Genomic DNA, 18,207 nt, shown 5'->3' with positions numbered 1-18,207 from the left:
CTGGTCACGACCTTCCGAAGCGCATCGTAGGACAACGGCTGCCGGCGCAACCCGTCGCCAGGTCGCGGCGGCGCAATGTCTGCCACAACGGATCCTGCAGACTCACCGTGTCGCCGAGGTCGGCGAGGTACAAGCGAATCCACACAAATGCCTCCGGGCTGGCCGGAAGCCATTGCGCCGTACCGGTTCCCTTCCGCAGGACTCGAACTTTCTGTTCGCCCCAGTCCAGATCGGCCAATCGCACACCGAGTATCTCGGCTGCCCGCGCTGCGCAGCTGATAGCCAGCGACAGCAGCGCCCGGTCCCGGTTTGACCGCAATACCGTGAACAGGTCTCGCCACCTGTCGTCGGAGATCTCCCGTGGAAGCCGCTTGGGTAGCCGGGGATTGTAGCGGAGGCGCCCTTCCGGCCGGAATGGTTCCAGTGGATTGTGGTGGGCATTGCCCCGACTCCCGTGCCGGCGAACGAGACCGACCGGATTGACTACCGGCCCCTCACCGAGCTCGATCCAGTATTGGTAGAACGCCCGAACCACCGCATTGGAATGGCGAATAGTGCACGCCGCATAGCGATCGTCCAGATAGTACTTCCCAGTGATCGGGTTCAGCGTGCCAGCGGTCTTCAACGAGCTGGTGCGAGCCGAATTACGTCGCTTACGTGCCTGTTTGAGCCATAACACCAAATCCCGAGCCTCCGCCGGGGTCACCCGATCCCACGAAACGCCGACTGCGTGGAGCCAACGCCACCACCGCAGCAACGCGTAAGCGTAACTGCGCACCGAACTCGCGCCGTTCGCCTGCGCGACGAAGTCCATCAAGAAAATTCTGACCGGTCGAACCGGGTCGCCGTTGTCGTCGACCACCAGCCAAGGCACGACCCCTTCGGCTGGCTCGACACGGCCCCACCGCGGCAACCTAATCGCAGCCAGATCACGCTCGACACTCACCACCACACCGCCTTTCACCTGGACAAGCGATGTATACCGAGCACGACGGCAACCGCCGAGCTAATCGGAAGGCGTGTCCTGCCTTAGTCCAGTCAACGGGTCGATGTGGGTGGACCCGGCCGCCCGGGGAAGCGGCATCGCTGGCCTCCTGGTCCGCGCCGTCATCGCTCACACCACCACCCGCGGATGCACACAGATCCGGCTTGAGATCATCGGCGACAACACCCCCGCCGAACGGCTGTACACCCGCCACGGCTTTGTCCGCACCGGCCTCCAGCGCACCGTCGCACCCGATGATCCCCGCACCGAGTTCGAAATGACCCGTTCAGCGCAGTGAACCCTCCTCGAAGGCCCACGACGAAGTAAGAAGTGTAAGGACGACACCCGTCGCAACGCCGAGCGCGATGCTGGCCAAGAATCGGACGGCCGACAACGAAATGAGCCTCGCCGAGGTTCGCCTCAGGCAGAATCGTTGGTGTGGAACGTATCTCGTTCGATCTGGACTCTTATGAGCGGCGTGTTCGCACACAGCCCTGCTTCATCTGCGCCATCGTGGCAGGCCGCCATGATTCGGACCTGGAGCAGGTCGTGGCCGACGACGGCGAGAACCTTGCGTTCCTATGCCGGTACCCGACCTTGCTCGGTCACGTGCTGGTCGCGCCGAAACACCACCACGAACAGGTTGTCGCCGACCTGGACGAGGACAGATTCGCGCGCCTTATGCGCCTGGTCCACCGGGTCGGGCGGGCCGTGCAAGCAGTGGTGCCCACCGAACGGCTCTACCTCGCCAGCCTCGGAAGCCAACAGGGAAATGCCCACCTGCATTGGCATATAGCGCCCCTGCCACCCGGTGTGCCCTACCGCGAACAGCAGTTTCACGCGTTGATGGCCGAGAACGGTGTGCTGCCCTGGTCGTATGAGCAGGCAGTAGAGCTGGCTGCTCGAATACGCGCGGTTCTGCCCGCCGACGAGCAGGACTGAACGCGCATGTGGACGATACGGTACGCACGCGCGGGTGACGGGCCGCGGTTGCGCGCGCTGCGGTTGGAAGCGCTGTATAACGCACGTTCGGCGTTCCTGGAAACCGTCGAACAAGCAACCGCGGTGGACGAGCAAGGCTGGGAAGACCGGATCGCGCGCTGCACCCAGCCCCACCGGCAAGCACTCGTGGCCGTCGAGACCCATCCCGACGAGGCATGGCTGGGCATGGCCGGTGCGTTCATCGACAGTGAGAGCGAAGGCCCGGAATTCGACCTGCCGGATCCGCCCGTCGCGACCGGCCAGCGGTGGGCGATGGTCTGGGGCACCTACACCGATCCAGGGCACCGGCGAGAAGGTATGGCCGCGGCACTGTGTACCGAACTGTGCCGGTGGGCAGCAGAAGACGCACAAGTCGATTGGCTGGGCCTGCATGTCCGCGACACCAACACTGCCGCGATCCGGCTGTATCAGCAGCTCGGATTCGCCGTGACCGCCCGCCGCCATCACCCGCACCTGGACGTCACCTCCTTGATCATGGTGCGCGCGACCACGGCCGGCTCCCATTGAGCCACAGCCCGGGAAAACGCGACCCGGTCGTCTGGCCACCGGCCGCCGGCCAGAACGATGTGATGGAGTTCAACCGTGATGGATCAACACCTTCCAACGGCCCCGCCCACCACCGTGCGCGAGCAACTCACCCAGGCGGCCGCCCCGGTCCTCGAGCACGGCGCGGTCGTGGTCACCGGATTCCCCAGCTCCGGAAAGAGCACAGCAGCACGGGTCCTCGCGGAACATACCGGCGCCGTCGTGCTGGACAAGGACCGATTCGCGCCCATGCTGGAGAACTCGGTCATGCAGCGGCTGACTGGAGACGAGTCGGACCGCGACTCCGCGATGTACCACAAGGTCGTAGCACCCGGCATATACGCCGGCTTGGTCGATGCCGGCCTCCACGTCGCACAGCACCATCCAGTGGTACTGGATGCACCGTTCCTGTCGACGTTGCGCGCTGCCGCGGCCGCGGGCACAGCGCTCGGCGAGTTCCTTCGTGACCACGCCGAAGCCGACAAGGATCTGCCGATCGTGACGGTATGGATCGACTGTCCTGCAGAGCAGATCCGGCACCGAATGATCGCTCGAGGCCTGGATCGCGACAGGCTCAAGCTCACTGACTGGGCCGGTTACCAGGCCGGCGTCCTCGATTCCGGAGTCCGCGAGCTCGCCCACACCCTGTGCGATCACATCATCGAGAGCTGAACCCTTACCGATCAGCCGCCCAGGCCGCGGGCGGCATACCGTGTCAGCGTCGAACGCACGACCGCATGAATCTCACGCATCTGCCCGGTCGATGCAGCCACCAGCGGTGGCCGGACCTGGGTGGGGAACCCGGGTAACCTGGCAGCCGTTGCGGCTTTGGCGAAGGCGATATCGCTGATCGACGACCGCTTCCGGGCGTCGGTGTAGTAGTCGAACGCATCCTGCAGGTCCTGGTCCTGTGCTCGACCGATATCCCCTGTTGCCACGGCCGCCGCGATCGCTACCGGTATTTCAGCGATCGGGCCGCCGGCGCCGGTGACCACACCGGCTGCCCCGAGCTCACCGATCCGGGCACCGACACGGTCGTCACCGACATATACCCCAAAACCTGTGCCTACAGTCCGGTACTCGCGTGTCACCGCGCGGTCCTTCCCGGAATCCTTCACCCCGATCACCTGCGGGAACTGCCGCACCAACTGCGCGACAAGATACGGGGGGATCGGCGCCTGAGTATGACGAGGGAAGTTGTACAGCAACGTCGGACGTGTGCAGCTGGGCAACACAGCCGCGAAATAGCTCGCCATCCCCGCCTTGCAAGCGTGAGCGTAGAAGTACGGGTTCATTACCGCCACCCCGTCGGCGAACGCACTCGCATGGCGCCCCAGTTCCGCGGCATCAGCGACCGCACAGGAACCCACGTGTACCACCAACCGGCCACTCCACCCGCCGCGGCAATGCTCGGCCACCCGGATTCTCTCGCGCACCGTCAAACTGGCGAACTCGCCAGTGGTGCCGTTGACCAGGATCGACTCGACCCCCACCGCCTTCAACAGGCCCAAATAGTCACTCAACGCAGGGAGATCCACAACACCGGAACGCCGGAACGGAGTCACCGTAGCGACAATCGGACACCGCAATAATTCGGTCACGGCCCGAGCTTCCCATGCCAGGCGGTAGCCAGCCCCTGCAGCACTACCGCGCACAGCGGCCTACCGGGCCGAGCGCCCCCCGGCTCGCCACGATAGTGGAGCGCCCTGCTCGCGAGCTATCGCGAAGCGTAGACCACCAGCAAGTCACGCATGGCTCGCACTTCGCGGTCAGCCTCCGCCAACGCGCGCCGCAGCCGATCGTTCTCTTCCACCAACTCCTCCAGCCCATTCGATGGCACATGCACCAGCTCCCCCACATGCGCCTGCCCTCGGTCGCGACCAGCACGCTCACCGGTCAGACTCGTTCCGGTGGCCGGCGAAGCATCAGTCGGCTGCTCGGTGATCCAGTCGGGCGCAGACACCACGTCCTCGTCGCTGGATCGTCCCCGGTATTCGGTCGGCGCAGTATCGGAGCCTGTGTCGGGAACCTGAGAATTGTCATCAAGACGTTCGGCGTGGTCGGACTCGGCCGCTGGAACCTCGGCGGGCAGCGCGGCGCTCTCTGCCTTTCGGACCCAAATCGCAAGCGTATTCGTCGTCGGAGACCCATTCGCCCGTGAAGAAACACGAGAACACGCAGAATTCAACGTGTGTCCCTTGCTGCGCAGCCTCTTCACCTGCGCAACGAATTTCTCCTGTTCCTCTTCCGAGTAGCGAACACGCGCAGCCATTCTCTCTCCTCCTGAACGTGAAGATGTCATCAGGAATTGAACCATTGACTGCCTCGGCAGTGAACTGAAGCCAGCGAACCGGAGAAACTGGCCGACCAGATGGGCTACGCCGCAACGCTCATCACAGGGCGAGCGCAGGCGCGTGTACCACGATTCTCATCAGCACATGTCGGCACGGCAGCCAAGGTCGCCTATCGCGGCGTCGATGCGCGCGTTAGATCCTGCGGGTCTTCAATCCCGCTCAGCAACCGCGGCAGCGGCCGACCCGGACGCCATGACTAGCGACTATGCTCGCAAGCCAACAGCGTTGGACGAGAGAATGACTCATGGTCACTGATCAACCACCACACGGAGCCGAGAGCGACGCCGCAGACATCGATGCCTGCAACCCGAGCTATTACACCGCCCGTGGTGCACACGACGCGACCGAGCAACAGATGCGTGCGGATCGCGCGGCCGCGGTCCGAATCCTCGATACGCTGGCACAAACCACCGATCAGCACGAACGGGCACAGCTTTCCGAAACGCTCCATGCACTGGAAAGTCGTTGGCGCGACCACGACTGCTCGCACGTGCGGGAGAATTGGGAGTACTTGTGCGCGGCGGAAGACCGCTGGCAGAATCACCCCGAGGCCATGACCGAGCTGTATGCGCGCACGATCATCGATCTGCTCGATGGCGCCGACACCGATATGTCACCGGTGCAGTGGCGATCCCAGCGACAAGCCCGCGAAACAGCCGGCCAGGGGCCCTGGTCACCGATCCGCGACCCGCTCAGCGCCGAGGCCGCCCGGTCACGCCCCTACTGGCTCGCCAATCCAGCCCATACGAGCTACTACAACGGCCGCCGGGCCGCGAGCTGGCCCGAGCAGGTGATGCGCGCAGACTTTGCCTGGGTGTACAAGATCCGTAGACAATGGGCGCGGGCCGGTACCGATCTCGAGCGTCAACAGCTCACCGAGCACATGTACGTACTCGCCGAACCGTGGGCGATCCGCGACGACGCTCTAGGGCAGGCGTGGCGCGAGATGCGCACCCTTGTCACCGGCACCTACCGCGACTACACCGCCTTCACTGACGCGGTGGAACAGATCATGCGACACCCTCACGACGACGGGCTGTTTGCCCGCAACCTCGACCAGGTGCGAGAGCTCAGGAACATCAAAATTCCCGCCACCGGCACCGATGCCAGCCGGACCCCAAGACATGTGGCCTCCTCGGCATCCGCTGCCGCGCGCACCGCCGAACTCGCACAAAACCTGCAGCCCCGCCTACCCAAGGACACCTCACACTGATCAGAGACGTCCAGAGGCGCTGGCACCACATCTGAACCTGCGCCACTCACCTCTGAACCTGCGCCACTCACCGTCGCAAGCATCGGCCGGCGACCTCCGCGGGACTCACCCGGGATACTTGAACGGAGGCCGATGCTCAGCCTGTACAGCCGCTGAACCGAGCTGGCCCGAAAAGCGCGAGGACGGCCCACTCCAGGCGGTGACCGACCCAGGCTGACCGCTAATGCTCGTCGGGCCGATCAGCCGCAGCGAAATGCTGTTCCAGGTGCTTCATAACAGCCTCCGGCTGCTCTTGCGCCACACTGTGACCCGCATCCTCGACCGTGACCCATCGACCGCCGGTGGCACGCGCTACCGCCTCCCCGCTCACAGCCGGCGGAAAAAGGACATCCTGCGCACCGGCCACCGCGAGCACCGGTACATCGCAGCCACGCAGCAGCTCACCGACCAGACTCTCCCGTTCCGCGTATGCGCGCAGAGAGGGCGCGATCCGGTCCAGTTCGGTATACCGCTCCCCCCACTCAGAAACGAAATCGGGCCGGTTCTGCCGTGTCCATGCACCAAAACTGACGCGCGTCAGTAGATCAACGACCTGCACGCTCGTTCCGTCCACGTCGATCTCTCCCGCTACCCCATGGTGCTCGACGTGATCGGCCAGCGCATTGACCGCTTTCCGGTGCCGTTCAGCATCGACCGACCCCGCGATCGCGGTCACCGACGTCACGAGATCAGAACGCCATGCCGCCACACCCAGCGCCACCATCGCTCCCAATCCCTGACCTACGATATGAGGCTTGTTCAGACCGAGCCCCGTGATGACCTCGATAGTGTGCGCGGTGAGAACGGACAAATTCACCTCGGGATTCAATCGACGCGGGGGCCGGTGAACACCCTGCCCGAAATGATCCCATGCCACAACGCGATACCCCCGCGCCACCAGCATCTCCATCAACGCACGGAACGCCCTATAACCCATCATCAGCGGGTGACTCAACACCACACACCGGCCATCCGGCGGACCTGCCTCGTTGGTGACGAGCAACGTCCCAGGAGTACTGACGGCATTAGTGCGGAACTTCATCGGATCGTCCTGAAATCAGAGCTCGGCTTGACGGCTCGCAACACTGGGCCAGGAACCAGGACCTCGTCATAACCGACCACACCAACGCGCCGATCAGTAGTCGAGGTATTCGCGCGATGCACCGCGAGGGGCAAGTCGCAGATCCCCTGGATACAGCTTCAGACCAGGCAACTGTGAATCGACCTCCTCACGAGTCAACGGTGCAGACACGGGAGCCAGGCTGACCCTGTCCCCCAGATCAGTCCATTCCCCGTCCGGATCCAGCGCCCGGATCCGGACGATCCTGCCGCCTTCGACATAGACCACGCCGCGCATACGAGCCCGCCGGTCGGCCGGAACGTACGAGCGCGTCGCAGACAGACGCCGGTCCATCTCCCATTCCGGGTCCTCGGCGTCAGCGAACTCCTTACGCAACTTCGCCACCGTCCGAGGTGCTCGGTAAACCACCTGAACGCAGTTCTCCCCCTGCGTAGCCTCCGCAGCAGGTTGCAGAACCTCGGGCAGATCCCAGTCCGGGAACGCCTCCCGCGCCCAGTCGTAAGGGGCGATGATCGCCTCGTTGTCCCAGACCGTCAACGTGATGTGACGGCCCTTCTCCAACCGCTCCCGCAGCACCCGCAACTTCGGACGCGCGGCCCGGGAATTGAGTGGTTCATCCATCAACGTCCGAGGAACGCTTTTCTCCTGCTGCCCCAGCGCCCACACACCCCGCGACATCAGTACACCGACAGGGTGGTCAAGGTAGGCGACCACAGAAATCCCATCATCGTGGTACGCCTTCTTCAACTCCTGGGAGAGATGCGACCGGAGATAGTCGTACTCGATCACGTCCATGCACGACACCTTACGCGCCTTACGCAAACCCTGCGACACCGATATCGAACATCGCAGGATGCACCAGCGTTACGGTCCCCTGGCCATCGCAGCACCTATCACGACACTTCCAGACCAACTCGCCCTACCGACTCCGCGGCGCAGTCCATCACGCTCGGACTCCGCACCCGGCTCCCGTATCGGTAGTGGGTTCAGTGTTTTCAGAGCTACCGCGGCAAAAGAGCCTGCCCGACCTCCGTCGCTCCCGCACAATCACCTACCAGCGGCATTACGCACGCGGTGGTCCCGCCGGCACCGCAGCCGGCGACCCGGGCCTGGTCGCCGACGACCGCGGCCTGCCGGCCGCGCGGAGCTGCGGGCCGGTGGTGTCGGCGTGCTCCTTCGGCGTGGCCCTCCACGAGGCTGGCACACCAGAACCCGGGCCGCCAGGTCGTTCGTCCACGCCTCCGCTGCGCTCCGGCGCGGGCGCTCCACCTGGCGGCCCGGAACCTGGCGCGCCCTCCCCGTTCCAGGCCCCACCGAAGGAACACACCGACACCCGGCGCCACCTGTATTCGCCCGCAGCACCGAAGAACTTCGCGGCCGCCGGCCGCGCGCACCCGCCGGGTGCGATCCGCGCCCTGGCGGCCGCGCGCTCCCCCAGGTCGCGACGCGGGCGCTCCGCCCCGCACCCCGGCCGCTCGCCGCGGAGGCAGACCCTCCAAAGGCACGGCCAAAAACGCAAGCCGAACGCAGAAATAAAACAGTGAAATAAACCACCCCGAGAAATCAATAAAACACGGTGCGTAAGGTGCGTAAGATTATAGAATAGAACATGTAAGGCGGAGGGAAGCGAAAGGCCCGGAACACCAGGCCGCCAAAGCTTTACAGAAGGGATAGAAATGCTCGACTACAGCCAGATGACCCGTGGAGATTTCATTTCCTCGCTGCACGCCCTCATTCTGGACAACCCCGCAGCAACAACCGACGATCTCGAAAATGTCGTTGTCATCGCGGTTCTGGACCGCGACACACAACGGCTGGTATCCATCGCCGGTGCGCCGCTGTTCTCGGTTCACGAAGTCCTTGCCGCGAGCGTCGCCGGGGAGATCATTCGCGGCAACTTTTCGGTAGTGCTCACCGTCATCGCCGACGAGGACCACCAGACCGCCGGAGAACACCTGGCCCACCTCATCACCGAATCGCTGCGCGAACACGAGATCCCGATCCTGAGCCGCAGCCACACCGCCGCCATCGTCGCGGGCGAACAGTGGCGCGACCTCGACACCGGCGAAACCGGCACGCTCACCGACCCCGCAAGCACCCCCGTCGCCCTGGCCCGCCTGATAGACGGACGCGGCCCCATCCCCGACCGCGACGCCCTCGACAGGATGTTTGCCCCTATCGACGCCGCCGACGTGGCCGCCGTCGAAGGCGACTACCGCGCCGACCGCGCGGGGTTTACCCGCGCGACGCTGGCCACGCTGCGCGAAGTCGTCGCCCTCTACAGCGAAGCCGTCACCGACGACGACCGCACACACGCCACCGGCCGCACCGAGCCCGAATTGGCCGCCCGAATCGGCGCAATGATCGAGGAATCAGGCAGCGCCCGAGATGCCTTGCTCGGCATCGCGCTCATCGACATCCCGGCCGCCGTCGCAATCTACGCCCACATTGCCAATCAACTCGTCGGCATCACGCGCGCTCACATGCTCGGAGCCGTGGCAATCCTGTTCTTCGCCGACGGCCACGGCTACCATGCCCACGAGGCGATCCACCAGGCCATTTACGCCACACTCGACGAAGATACGACGCCGCCGGTCACCGTGCGCGCACTCATCGCCGCCCACCGCGTAGACGTCGAGATCGAGACCGCCCGCAGCTTCCTTGCACGAGGCCCACTCGGAGCCAAGGCATACGGAATCGACGTCCCCGACTACAACCCATACACCAACGAATAGGCCGCCGCGCCGACAGGGAAGCCCCGGCACACCCCAGGGCTTCCCTACCCGGAACACCCACAAAGCACAACCGGCCCCGCCCCGCCGTCCGGCCGCCGGAATCGGAACTCCGCTGCGCTCCGTGCTGTGTTTTTCCAGCGGCCAGCACCCAGCCGGCCCGCGCTGGCAACCCGGCCCACCCAACAACCCCACCAGACCCGGCTGCCGGGCCGCTGCGCGGCCCGGCAGCCGGAAACTACAGCACCACAATGAAACCCGACAGGACAACGAAACCAATGACACCCGCAGCCACCGCCGAACAAGCCTTGACCATGCTTTACGCCGCAGTCGACGACCGCCATCTCTCCTGGCTCGACGACCTGGTCATCGCCGCAGGACTACGCCACCGCTGTACGAACTGCCACGCGATGGCGGGCACCAACCGTGCATGTGATCTGTGCGGCACCACGATCACACCCGAACCGGGCGTATTCGTAGGCACGCCTGCCGAACCAGCCCCCGGCCAACTGATCACCAGAGAACAGGCCGAAAACTGGGCACGCAGGCCGCTGTCAGACAACGACATAGCACGGCTCAACAGTGCAATCCCGCACTCCAGCATCCCCGAAGCAATCGAAACGATCACCGCCAGCTTCGACAGCGACTGACCCAGGAAAACAGAAGCGGTCGGCACCCGAAACCGGGCCGCCGAACGCTCCTGCCAAGAAAGTGTCGCTACCGCTCCAGCCGAGAACCATCGACATCATAAAGCGGACGAAAGAAACGAACCCCCGACTTCACAGCACCGAAATCCCCGCCCCGGAACACCTCGCCATCCACGACCGCCTCGAGGTCCTCCGCGGAAACGTCGCCCAACGAGGCAAGAACACGCGCCGCTTCACGATCCACCGCCGACACATCAGCCATAACCGCTACCCCAATTCGGATCGGACAAAAACAACACCGGCAAACCATTCCACGACAACAGCCGCCATTCGCTGATCAGTCTAGGCCACCACCGCAGGAGCCACACCACTCGAACGCTCAGCCCGCAGCGAACACAAAGCCAAAAAATCAGAGCTACCGCGGCAAAGAGCCTGCCCGGCCTCCGTCGCTCCCGCACAATGACCTACCAGCGGCATTACGTACGCGGTGGTCCCGCCGGCACCGCAGCCAGCGACCCGGGTGCATGGTTCCGACGACCGCGGCCTGCCGGCCGCGCGGTGGTGGTCGACGAACGGCCAACAGCCACGCCCGATGTGTTGCTTCGGTGAGACCTGCGCCGAGGCTGGCACACCAGAACCCGGCACACCAGGTCGTTCGTCCACGCCTCCGCTGCGCTCCGGCGCGGGCGCTCCACCTGGCGCGCCGGAACCTGCCGCGCCCCCCACGACTCCGGCCCCACCGAAGCAACACACCGACACCGGGACACCCCTGCAATTCGCCCACCACCACCGAAGAACCCCGCGGCTGCCAGCCGCGCGCACCCGCAGGGTGCGGTCCGCGTCCTGGCGGCCGCGCGCTCCCCCAGGTCGCGACGCGGGCGCTCCGCCCCGCACCCCGGCCGCTCGCCGCGGGGCGACCCTCCAAAGCAGCACGAAAAACACTGAACGCCAACGTGTTTCGATAGATCCAACTGTGTGAACAACCACAGCCCACAATGTGCAAGGTGCGTAAGGTTCGGCTAGAATAGAATCATGACGGAGAGCGAAAGGGGCCACAACGGACCCGCCCGTCACACCAATAGGAGGAACCACACCCCGTGATCTTCAAACGCGCCAACCCGATCGACAAACTCACCACCGCCGACTATGTCGCCGCCGTCCCCGCCCTGCTGCGCCACTTCCCGCAGGAAACCCTGTGTGTGATGTTCGTGCGCGCCGGACGCATCGACATGGTGATCGGGGCCGAAATCGACCAAGACCAGGACGGTTTCGCCCTCCACATCGCCCGCCTGGCCGACAGTCGCGACATGGACGCCGTTCGAATGGTGCTCGTCGCCAGCACCCGCCACGCCGGAACCGGCCTCCTGTTCGCCGACCGCGTACGCGATCAGGTCGAATCCCACGGCACCCCCGTCCTGATGCGCGCGCACGCCCACCAAATCCAGCGCGGAGCAACATGGACCGATCTCGACACCCAGGACTGCGGCATCATCCCCGACCCCGCGACAACCGCCGTCGCCGTCGCCGCAGTAACCCACGGACTCATCATCCTCGAAGCCCGCGCCGATATCGAGGCCCGGTACACCCCCGTTGAGACCCCTGCATTCATGGACCGCCGCGCCGCGTGCATCCACAGCAAGACACGCGGATTCGTGCCCTCTGTACTGGGCGAGGTCGCGGCCCTGGTCCGGCACAACGAATACCCGCCCGCCGCCCTGGCTGCCCGCGTGAGCATTCTGGTCACCATCGACCCCGCCGCCCGTGACGCCCTGCTCGGCATCGCCCTCATCGACATGAACGCCGCCGCGTCGGCATACATCGACATCGCCAACCAGGCCCGAGGCCGCGCCCGCGCGCACCTGCTCGCCACCGCCGCCATGCTCTACTACATCACCGGCCAAGGCGTCGCCTCACACGAAGCCGTCCGCCACGCCCAGGACGCCGCCCGCCAGGCCAAGGCCGAAAACCTGTCCCTGATAAACCTCGTCACCACCGCCCACCACCGCGCCATACAGCCCGAATTCGTGCGCCGATTCCTCGCAGCCGGACAGATCGCCGCCACCAAATTCGGCGTCCGCGTCCCCGAATACACACCGTAAAAGCCGAACGCACCGCAAATTCCTGTGTGACCCAGTTCACCACACGAGAAATTGCGTAAGGTGCGTAAGATGGTAATATTAGAAGCACGGAAGGGGCGGGAAAGGGAAACCGAACCCGCACCCCGGCTCTTTGAGAACTCCACAGTGTGAACCGATTCCACGTAGCGGAATCAGAAAAGGACCGGCGATCAACGCCGGGCCACTTACCCGAAAGGGGGCGGCAATGGCCGCAATCCGCTACGACGTGAACGGCTGGACCTACCGGAATTCGCTTCTCGACGGAGTGGTGCTGCACAAGGACTACGGCCCTTGCTACGTCACCATCTCGCCGAACGCGACCCCGGAAGTGTTCGGGGCCTTTTCCTGGTCGATGTGGCGCACCTCTACCGGTGACCACATCACCGGCGACCGGGCCGACAGCGTCGAGGAGGCACAAGCCGCCGCCGACGCCCGCGCATATCCCAAGTAGGGCCAGCCGTTCCGACGCCGGGGGCGCGACCCGCGCCCCCGGCACCACAGCTACGAAGGGAAACCAGATGCTGACCATCGCAGCGCGCGAACTGTCCACCGGAGACCACATCTACCTGGAACCCCGCGCATGGGGCTCGGCAACAGTCATTACCGCCGTGCCGCAGAACAGCGGTAAACAAATCCTCGTCACGTTCCGGCGCACCGAGTCCGGAGCGCGCGGGGCCGTGCACCTCACACCGGATACGCGAGTCGAGCGAGCGCCACGAGGCGAAATCCTCCAGGTTTTCTATGCCGTCAATACCGACGGTCGCATGATCGCGATCTATAGGGATGTCGACATCTATTTTCGGCTCGCCATTTTCCCGAACGATCCCGGCATAACCGCATTGCGCTACTGCACGAAGCAGGAAGCCGAGGAAATCGCGCGCCGAGTCGAAGCCGAATGGACGGACGGACAGCTCGACACCAAGTACCGGCACCACGACTTCTAGCCCAAGAGGAAACCATGACCGTTTGCCCGTGGTGCGCCGATCAGAACGCCGAAGACGATTCCGACGCGCTCTGTATCGACCACGAAGCCGAACGCGACGGATTGAGCGTGAATCAGCTCATCCGACGAGACCGAATCGAATTTGAGGAGGCCAACGGAATATAGCCGCCGCCGACACCGAAACCGCGACAAGACAAATGCAGTCCGCCGGACTTCCAGAATATGCCCGGCGGTCCGCACAGAAAGGACGCAAGCCCATGAACAACACCACGAACAACAGTCCGCAGCCCGAACCCCGCAAGAAACTCGGAGACCGCTGGATCAAGGCCACCTGGCCCGTGGGGGAACCCAACGCCGAAGGCTGGCAGGCCTACACAGACCTGCACGTGAACTACAACAAGCACCGGGGATACCACGCAGCCCTCAACGTTCACCACGAACAGAAGACCGCCAAGGGTGTCACGCACACCATCAACCTCAGCCCCAACCGAACCGAGGCCGAGATCCACAGCCGCCCGGCCACGCGATTCAGCCGCAAGATTCTGGCCGAGTTCTACGACACCGCCGTGCATGAAGTGCGCCAGCTCTTCGCCTCCGGCGACGAGACCGTGACCCGGTACTTCGACCCCGACTCCGCCGTCTACAGCTACGCCGGAGCCCCCGACCGCCCGTAACCACCACAACAGGCACCGGGCGTAAGGAAGACGCCCGGTGCCTGCTTCCACGAAAGTAGCAGATGGAAAACAGCGCCACCCCCTACACCGCCGACCAGTGGAGCGCCGACCTCGCCGCCCACCTGAGCGCCGAGGGCCGATGGAGTAACCACTGGATCGCCCAACCCGGCGCACCCACCGAACCCCGCAGCGTGGCCTACCTCATCGGCCCCGCCGACGACGAACGACTCCGCCTCACCCTGCTGCACGACTCAAACGGCACCCCCACCGGCAAACTCAAGATCCAAGCCGACCTTGCCGCGCTCGAGGAGTACAGCCCGCCGGGCACCCACCACCGGCTGAGCGCGACCTATCCGGCCACCGAGCCCGAACAGATCGCTGCGGCGGTGCGCGAAAACATCGTTCCCGCACTGCGTCAGGCTCTGATCGCGCGCCGGGAAAAGCGGAACCAGATCGCCGCCGCCGAAGACAAACGCGCCACGATCTTGCGCGAGATCACCCACCGTCTGCCGATGTCCCGCGACCCGAGATCCCGCACCGACACGGCCTTTTTCGGCCGCTCGAACGGCCACATCATCGGCGGGGTCACGGCCTACCGCAACGAAGTCGCATTCGACCTGTGCGTGTCCTACAGCGAAGCGCTCGAACTGGCCGAATACATCGCCGAGCGCCGCAAGCAGCTCGACGACTACGACGACGAACCCGACGATCACGACGACTACGTCGGACCGCCGTTCTGATCACCCACCCCACCCACCGCCGGGCGCGCGCGTGCGCGCCCGGCCCACCCTCTGAGGACACCATGCGTCTCATACCCCGCGCTCTCGCCCGCCGACTCCGGCCCCGAAACCGCCAGGCCGACGACAGTTCCCCGCCGTTCGGCGGTCATATGCCCTGGCAGTTCCGCTGGCCCTCCGAGACCGACCCCGAACCCGAGTGCCCCGAGCACGCACACGCACTCGAGCTGTGCCGCCGCGCCATCAACCTCGAAACCGCTGCCAACAACGCCGTTCTTGCCGACACTCCTTGCGAGCCCGGCCGCGATTACGGCGCAGAGATGGACGCGGCATACCGGGCCCTCGACGCCTACCTGATCGAACACCGAGCAGCGCTCAACACTTATCCGCACTGGGCCACGAGCTACGCCATCATCGACGGCGTTCACGACCCGCACGGCGACGCTCCCGCCCCGGACAACTACGACGGCCCCCGATCCGTTCGGATCAGCCCCGCCGAGGACCGGTGAAACCACCGCCCCCCGCCCCCACTCCCGAGGAAACCCGAATGCGACTTCCGCGCATGTTCACGCGGCTACTGCGCCGTCGTGGTCACGACACCCCGACGAGGCCCCCCTACGCCGACTTTCACGCCCCGATGCCCTGGCAACGCCCGAGGAACACCGAACCGGCCGAACCGGCCAACGCATCCCCCGAACACGCCCGCGCCCTCGAGCTGCAAATCCGGGCGATGAATCTGGAAACGATCGCGAACAGCCCCGAACTCGCCGACCCCGAGTGCGACGACCCGGAAAAGTTGGACCGCACACACGACGAGTACTACACGAAGGCATCCGCCGCCTACGCCGACCTCGCAGCCCACCTGATCAAGCACCGTCCCATCCTCGGCACCTACCGCGAATGGAGAGACGACTACGCCGCCATCGATGCCGAGGCAGACGAGGAAGCCGAAGACCACCAACGGTGACCGATCACCCCAGCGGCCCCCGAGGACCGCCGCGACGAAACCCAACCCAGACCAACAACCAGGAGCACCGGGCGGCCACTATCCGCCCGGTGCTCCGCTCAGCCTAGAGGAGACACCGGACATCATGACGACCACCGAAATCACCACGCCCCAGGACATCACCACGGCCGAGGTCGGGCCGACCAGCGAAGCGCAACACCATAACCCCGCGCCAGAGACCACCGTCGAGGAGCCGACCATCAACGGGACGCCGTTGTCGGAAGTACTGGCCATGATCGACGCCTCCCCGACCGGCAAAATTTCCTTCGATGTCGACCCGCGCGAAGTCGTGTTCGGCGACAACATGCGATCCGAAGTCACCCTGACCAAAGCGTTCATCGATGGAATCCGCGACGGCGGATTCGTCCAGGACCCACCCGCCTACATCAACGACGACGGACAGGTTCAGATGATCGCCGGACAATCGCGAATGCTCGCCGCCATCGAAGCAGGGTACATCCCGTGCCCGGTGATCCTGCGCCGCAAACCCCACGACGACGCCACCACCCTCGCCGCCGAGGTCATGACCGCACAGTGGCGCGAGAACGAGCACCGCACCCAAACCAGCGCCCGCGACAAGGTGGTGCACGTCGAAAACTTCCTGAACCTGCCCGGATTCACCCCGACCAAAGTCGGCCAGAAACTCGGCGTCGACGCCGCCGAGGTACGCGCCATCAAGGCCCTGCGCCAGTCCGAGGACGCCCGCAAGAAGGCCGAAACCGGACAGCTCACGTTCACCCAGGCCGCAACCCTCATGGAATTCGAGGGCGACGAGCAGACCGAAACCCGATTGCTGAAGGCAGCCGGGCGCAACAACTTCGACGCCGAAGCCGCCAAGATCCGCGCCGAACGCGAGGAAACCGCCGGACGCGAAGCCGCCAGCGAACCCTACCGCCAACGCGGATTCACCATCCTGGACCGCGAGATCCGAGATTGGTCGCACGAGGCACGGACCACCTGCCCGCTGGGCAAACTCTACGGCCGCCAGGACGGGCACCGCGCCACCGAGGACGACATCAAGACCCCGGCGCGCTGGGCGGTGTACCTCGAACGGTCCGAAGTCGAGGCCACAGACGGCGACCTCGACGAGTACTGGACGCCGCTCTACTACTGCACCGACCCCAAGGCCGAAGGACTCCAATTCAGCCAGTACGGGCACGATGTGCTCACCGACAAGGACCGGGAGCAAAAGCGCACCGACAACGCAATCGTCAAGGCAGGCAACCGCTACGCCCGCGCCGCCACGACCGCGCGCCGCAAATTCGAGACCGAATTGCTGGCCAAGCTCACCGGCAAGGGCCGCAAGCGGCCCGCCAAAATTCCCACCGGACTGCTCAGCTGGGCCGCGCAGGTGATGTTCACCCGGCGCGGCCTGACCGCCGAGAACACCGTCACCGCCATCACCGCCGATCTACTCGGCGTCGACCGCGACGCGGCGATGTCCACCGGCGCACTGTTCGAGGACATGACCGACCCGCGCGCCGCCGCGATGCTCATCGGACTGGCCATCGGTGCCGTCGAAGCCAGCATGCAGCGCCGCAGCAACGACCCGACGAAAAAGGAGAACCCAACCTACTGGCGCGCGGCCCTGCACCAGAGCAGCAGCGTGCACTACCCCGCCGACACGGTCAGCGTTCCCCGCTCCCTGCTGGCCGCCTTGCAGAGCGCGGGATACACCCCGACCCCGATCGAGCGGGCAATACTCGGCGAGATGACACGCGCCGAGGCATTCGAGGCCGAGGCCGCCGCCGAAGTGGCCGCCGAGGGCACCGTGTCGGCCACGCCGACCACGACCACGCCAGCGAAGGCCGCCCCGACCAAGGCCGCCAAGGCAGCGCCGACCAAGACCACACGCGCACGCAAGAGCGCCCAGGCCCGCAAAACCGGCCCGGCCACCCGCAAGACCAAAGCCAGCGCGGTAAAGGTCACCGTCACCGAACACCAGCCCACCCCGGCCGAACCCACCCCTGACCAGACCGACCCGGCACCCACCGACCACGACCAAGCCGAACCCGACACCGCACCGCTGGCAGCATGACCGGCAGCGGGCCGGAACACCCCAGTTCCGGCCCGCTCACCCGGACAGCCCGCACCGGCGGCCCGCGGAAACGGAACTCCGCTGCGCTCCGTGCTGTCTTGTAAGCGGACCAAT

21 protein-coding genes are annotated in these 18,207 nt (G+C 65.3%); 15 read left to right on the top strand and 6 right to left on the bottom strand.

What is annotated here, in order from left to right; translation table 11 throughout:
* Positions 1-4: 4 nt before the first annotated feature.
* Entirely contained in the window at positions 5-949 is a 945-nt protein-coding gene (locus ON22_RS38330) for a tyrosine-type recombinase/integrase (RefSeq protein WP_231508761.1), read from the bottom strand.
* 100 nt (positions 950-1,049) lie between these two features.
* Here ON22_RS38330 and ON22_RS34020 point away from each other — a divergent pair, with 100 nt between their 5' ends.
* The 4 genes from ON22_RS34020 to ON22_RS34005 all read left to right on the top strand — a co-directional run bounded on the left by ON22_RS34020 (position 1,050) and on the right by ON22_RS34005 (position 3,184).
* The gene (locus tag ON22_RS34020; RefSeq protein WP_051158443.1) at positions 1,050-1,283 is read left to right on the top strand and encodes a GNAT family N-acetyltransferase; all 234 of its coding nucleotides are present in this window, start codon (positions 1,050-1,052) and stop codon (positions 1,281-1,283) included.
* Between the two features lie 140 nt (positions 1,284-1,423).
* Complete coding sequence (locus tag ON22_RS34015; protein ID WP_033247107.1) at positions 1,424-1,927, top strand: HIT family protein; 504 nt, start codon at positions 1,424-1,426, stop codon at positions 1,925-1,927.
* A 6-nt stretch (positions 1,928-1,933) separates the two neighbouring features.
* A complete protein-coding gene (locus ON22_RS34010) occupies positions 1,934-2,494 on the top strand; it encodes a GNAT family N-acetyltransferase (RefSeq protein ID WP_033247108.1) in 561 nt (186 codons plus the stop codon).
* A gap of 78 nt (positions 2,495-2,572) precedes the next feature.
* Entirely contained in the window at positions 2,573-3,184 is a 612-nt protein-coding gene (locus ON22_RS34005) for a P-loop nucleotide/nucleoside kinase family protein (protein ID WP_051158442.1), read from the top strand.
* Positions 3,185-3,195: 11 nt separating this feature from the next.
* On the opposite strand, the gene ON22_RS34000 is transcribed toward ON22_RS34005, so the two are convergent.
* Both ON22_RS34000 and ON22_RS37140 read right to left on the bottom strand, forming a co-directional pair.
* On the bottom strand, positions 3,196-4,077 hold the full coding sequence (locus tag ON22_RS34000; RefSeq protein WP_033247109.1) for a dihydrodipicolinate synthase family protein: 882 nt from the start codon (positions 4,075-4,077) through the stop codon (positions 3,196-3,198).
* A 152-nt stretch (positions 4,078-4,229) separates the two neighbouring features.
* Positions 4,230-4,784 carry a hypothetical protein gene (locus ON22_RS37140; protein ID WP_156052424.1) on the bottom strand — a complete coding sequence of 185 codons (555 nt, stop codon included), beginning with the start codon at positions 4,782-4,784 and terminating at the stop codon, positions 4,230-4,232.
* Between the two features lie 326 nt (positions 4,785-5,110).
* On the opposite strand from ON22_RS37140, the gene ON22_RS33990 reads away from it, so the two are divergent.
* Positions 5,111-6,079 (top strand): hypothetical protein, encoded by a 969-nt coding sequence (locus ON22_RS33990; RefSeq protein ID WP_033247111.1) that lies wholly within the window; start codon positions 5,111-5,113, stop codon positions 6,077-6,079.
* 220 nt (positions 6,080-6,299) lie between these two features.
* Here the strand turns inward: ON22_RS33990 and ON22_RS33985 are convergent, their stop codons facing one another.
* Both ON22_RS33985 and ON22_RS33980 read right to left on the bottom strand, forming a co-directional pair.
* Positions 6,300-7,160, bottom strand: coding sequence for an alpha/beta fold hydrolase (locus ON22_RS33985; RefSeq protein WP_033247112.1), 861 nt, complete (start codon positions 7,158-7,160; stop codon positions 6,300-6,302).
* 93 nt (positions 7,161-7,253) lie between these two features.
* Positions 7,254-7,994 (bottom strand): hypothetical protein, encoded by a 741-nt coding sequence (locus ON22_RS33980; RefSeq protein ID WP_156052425.1) that lies wholly within the window; start codon positions 7,992-7,994, stop codon positions 7,254-7,256.
* Between the two features lie 881 nt (positions 7,995-8,875).
* On the opposite strand from ON22_RS33980, the gene ON22_RS33975 reads away from it, so the two are divergent.
* Entirely contained in the window at positions 8,876-9,934 is a 1,059-nt protein-coding gene (locus ON22_RS33975) for a DUF4192 family protein (RefSeq protein WP_033247114.1), read from the top strand.
* A gap of 248 nt (positions 9,935-10,182) precedes the next feature.
* Positions 10,183-10,581 carry a hypothetical protein gene (locus ON22_RS33970; protein WP_156052426.1) on the top strand — a complete coding sequence of 133 codons (399 nt, stop codon included), beginning with the start codon at positions 10,183-10,185 and terminating at the stop codon, positions 10,579-10,581.
* Between the two features lie 67 nt (positions 10,582-10,648).
* Here ON22_RS33970 and ON22_RS33965 read toward each other — a convergent pair whose 3' ends face one another.
* Complete coding sequence (locus ON22_RS33965) at positions 10,649-10,840, bottom strand: hypothetical protein (protein WP_033247116.1); 192 nt, start codon at positions 10,838-10,840, stop codon at positions 10,649-10,651.
* Positions 10,841-11,675: 835 nt separating this feature from the next.
* Here ON22_RS33965 and ON22_RS33960 point away from each other — a divergent pair.
* The 8 genes from ON22_RS33960 (at position 11,676) to ON22_RS33925 (ending at position 18,093) form a co-directional block, all read left to right on the top strand.
* A complete protein-coding gene (locus ON22_RS33960; protein WP_033247117.1) occupies positions 11,676-12,677 on the top strand; it encodes a DUF4192 family protein in 1,002 nt (333 codons plus the stop codon).
* A 223-nt stretch (positions 12,678-12,900) separates the two neighbouring features.
* Positions 12,901-13,146 (top strand): hypothetical protein, encoded by a 246-nt coding sequence (locus tag ON22_RS33955; RefSeq protein WP_033247118.1) that lies wholly within the window; start codon positions 12,901-12,903, stop codon positions 13,144-13,146.
* Positions 13,147-13,213: 67 nt separating this feature from the next.
* On the top strand, positions 13,214-13,639 hold the full coding sequence (locus ON22_RS33950) for a hypothetical protein (protein ID WP_033247119.1): 426 nt from the start codon (positions 13,214-13,216) through the stop codon (positions 13,637-13,639).
* A gap of 256 nt (positions 13,640-13,895) precedes the next feature.
* Positions 13,896-14,312 (top strand): hypothetical protein, encoded by a 417-nt coding sequence (locus ON22_RS33945; RefSeq protein WP_156052427.1) that lies wholly within the window; start codon positions 13,896-13,898, stop codon positions 14,310-14,312.
* 62 nt (positions 14,313-14,374) lie between these two features.
* Entirely contained in the window at positions 14,375-15,052 is a 678-nt protein-coding gene (locus ON22_RS33940; RefSeq protein WP_033247121.1) for a hypothetical protein, read from the top strand.
* Between the two features lie 62 nt (positions 15,053-15,114).
* Positions 15,115-15,558 (top strand): hypothetical protein, encoded by a 444-nt coding sequence (locus ON22_RS33935; protein WP_156052428.1) that lies wholly within the window; start codon positions 15,115-15,117, stop codon positions 15,556-15,558.
* Positions 15,559-15,596: 38 nt separating this feature from the next.
* Positions 15,597-16,016 (top strand): hypothetical protein, encoded by a 420-nt coding sequence (locus ON22_RS33930; RefSeq protein WP_156052429.1) that lies wholly within the window; start codon positions 15,597-15,599, stop codon positions 16,014-16,016.
* A 124-nt stretch (positions 16,017-16,140) separates the two neighbouring features.
* Positions 16,141-18,093, top strand: coding sequence for a ParB/RepB/Spo0J family partition protein (locus ON22_RS33925; RefSeq protein ID WP_033247124.1), 1,953 nt, complete (start codon positions 16,141-16,143; stop codon positions 18,091-18,093).
* The last annotated feature ends 114 nt before the right edge of the window (positions 18,094-18,207 follow it).

Origin of the sequence: Nocardia carnea NBRC 14403 (assembly GCF_000308515.1) — a bacterium.
GTDB lineage: Bacteria > Actinomycetota > Actinomycetes > Mycobacteriales > Mycobacteriaceae > Nocardia > Nocardia carnea.
This window is presented reverse-complemented; position numbering and strand designations above follow the sequence as displayed.

Coding starts and splice junctions, on each gene's coding strand:
- ON22_RS33980 (WP_156052425.1), bottom strand. CDS start 7,994: ATGGACGTGATCGAGTACGACTATCTCCGGTCGCATCTCTCCCAGGAG.
- ON22_RS34005 (WP_051158442.1), top strand. CDS start 2,573: ATGGATCAACACCTTCCAACGGCCCCGCCCACCACCGTGCGCGAGCAA.
- ON22_RS33940 (WP_033247121.1), top strand. CDS start 14,375: ATGGAAAACAGCGCCACCCCCTACACCGCCGACCAGTGGAGCGCCGAC.
- ON22_RS33950 (WP_033247119.1), top strand. CDS start 13,214: ATGCTGACCATCGCAGCGCGCGAACTGTCCACCGGAGACCACATCTAC.
- ON22_RS33945 (WP_156052427.1), top strand. CDS start 13,896: ATGAACAACACCACGAACAACAGTCCGCAGCCCGAACCCCGCAAGAAA.
- ON22_RS34010 (WP_033247108.1), top strand. CDS start 1,934: ATGTGGACGATACGGTACGCACGCGCGGGTGACGGGCCGCGGTTGCGC.
- ON22_RS33925 (WP_033247124.1), top strand. CDS start 16,141: ATGACGACCACCGAAATCACCACGCCCCAGGACATCACCACGGCCGAG.
- ON22_RS37140 (WP_156052424.1), bottom strand. CDS start 4,784: ATGGCTGCGCGTGTTCGCTACTCGGAAGAGGAACAGGAGAAATTCGTT.
- ON22_RS33930 (WP_156052429.1), top strand. CDS start 15,597: ATGCGACTTCCGCGCATGTTCACGCGGCTACTGCGCCGTCGTGGTCAC.
- ON22_RS33935 (WP_156052428.1), top strand. CDS start 15,115: ATGCGTCTCATACCCCGCGCTCTCGCCCGCCGACTCCGGCCCCGAAAC.
- ON22_RS33965 (WP_033247116.1), bottom strand. CDS start 10,840: ATGGCTGATGTGTCGGCGGTGGATCGTGAAGCGGCGCGTGTTCTTGCC.
- ON22_RS33955 (WP_033247118.1), top strand. CDS start 12,901: ATGGCCGCAATCCGCTACGACGTGAACGGCTGGACCTACCGGAATTCG.
- ON22_RS33990 (WP_033247111.1), top strand. CDS start 5,111: ATGGTCACTGATCAACCACCACACGGAGCCGAGAGCGACGCCGCAGAC.
- ON22_RS33970 (WP_156052426.1), top strand. CDS start 10,183: ATGAAACCCGACAGGACAACGAAACCAATGACACCCGCAGCCACCGCC.
- ON22_RS33985 (WP_033247112.1), bottom strand. CDS start 7,160: ATGAAGTTCCGCACTAATGCCGTCAGTACTCCTGGGACGTTGCTCGTC.
- ON22_RS34020 (WP_051158443.1), top strand. CDS start 1,050: ATGTGGGTGGACCCGGCCGCCCGGGGAAGCGGCATCGCTGGCCTCCTG.
- ON22_RS33975 (WP_033247114.1), top strand. CDS start 8,876: ATGCTCGACTACAGCCAGATGACCCGTGGAGATTTCATTTCCTCGCTG.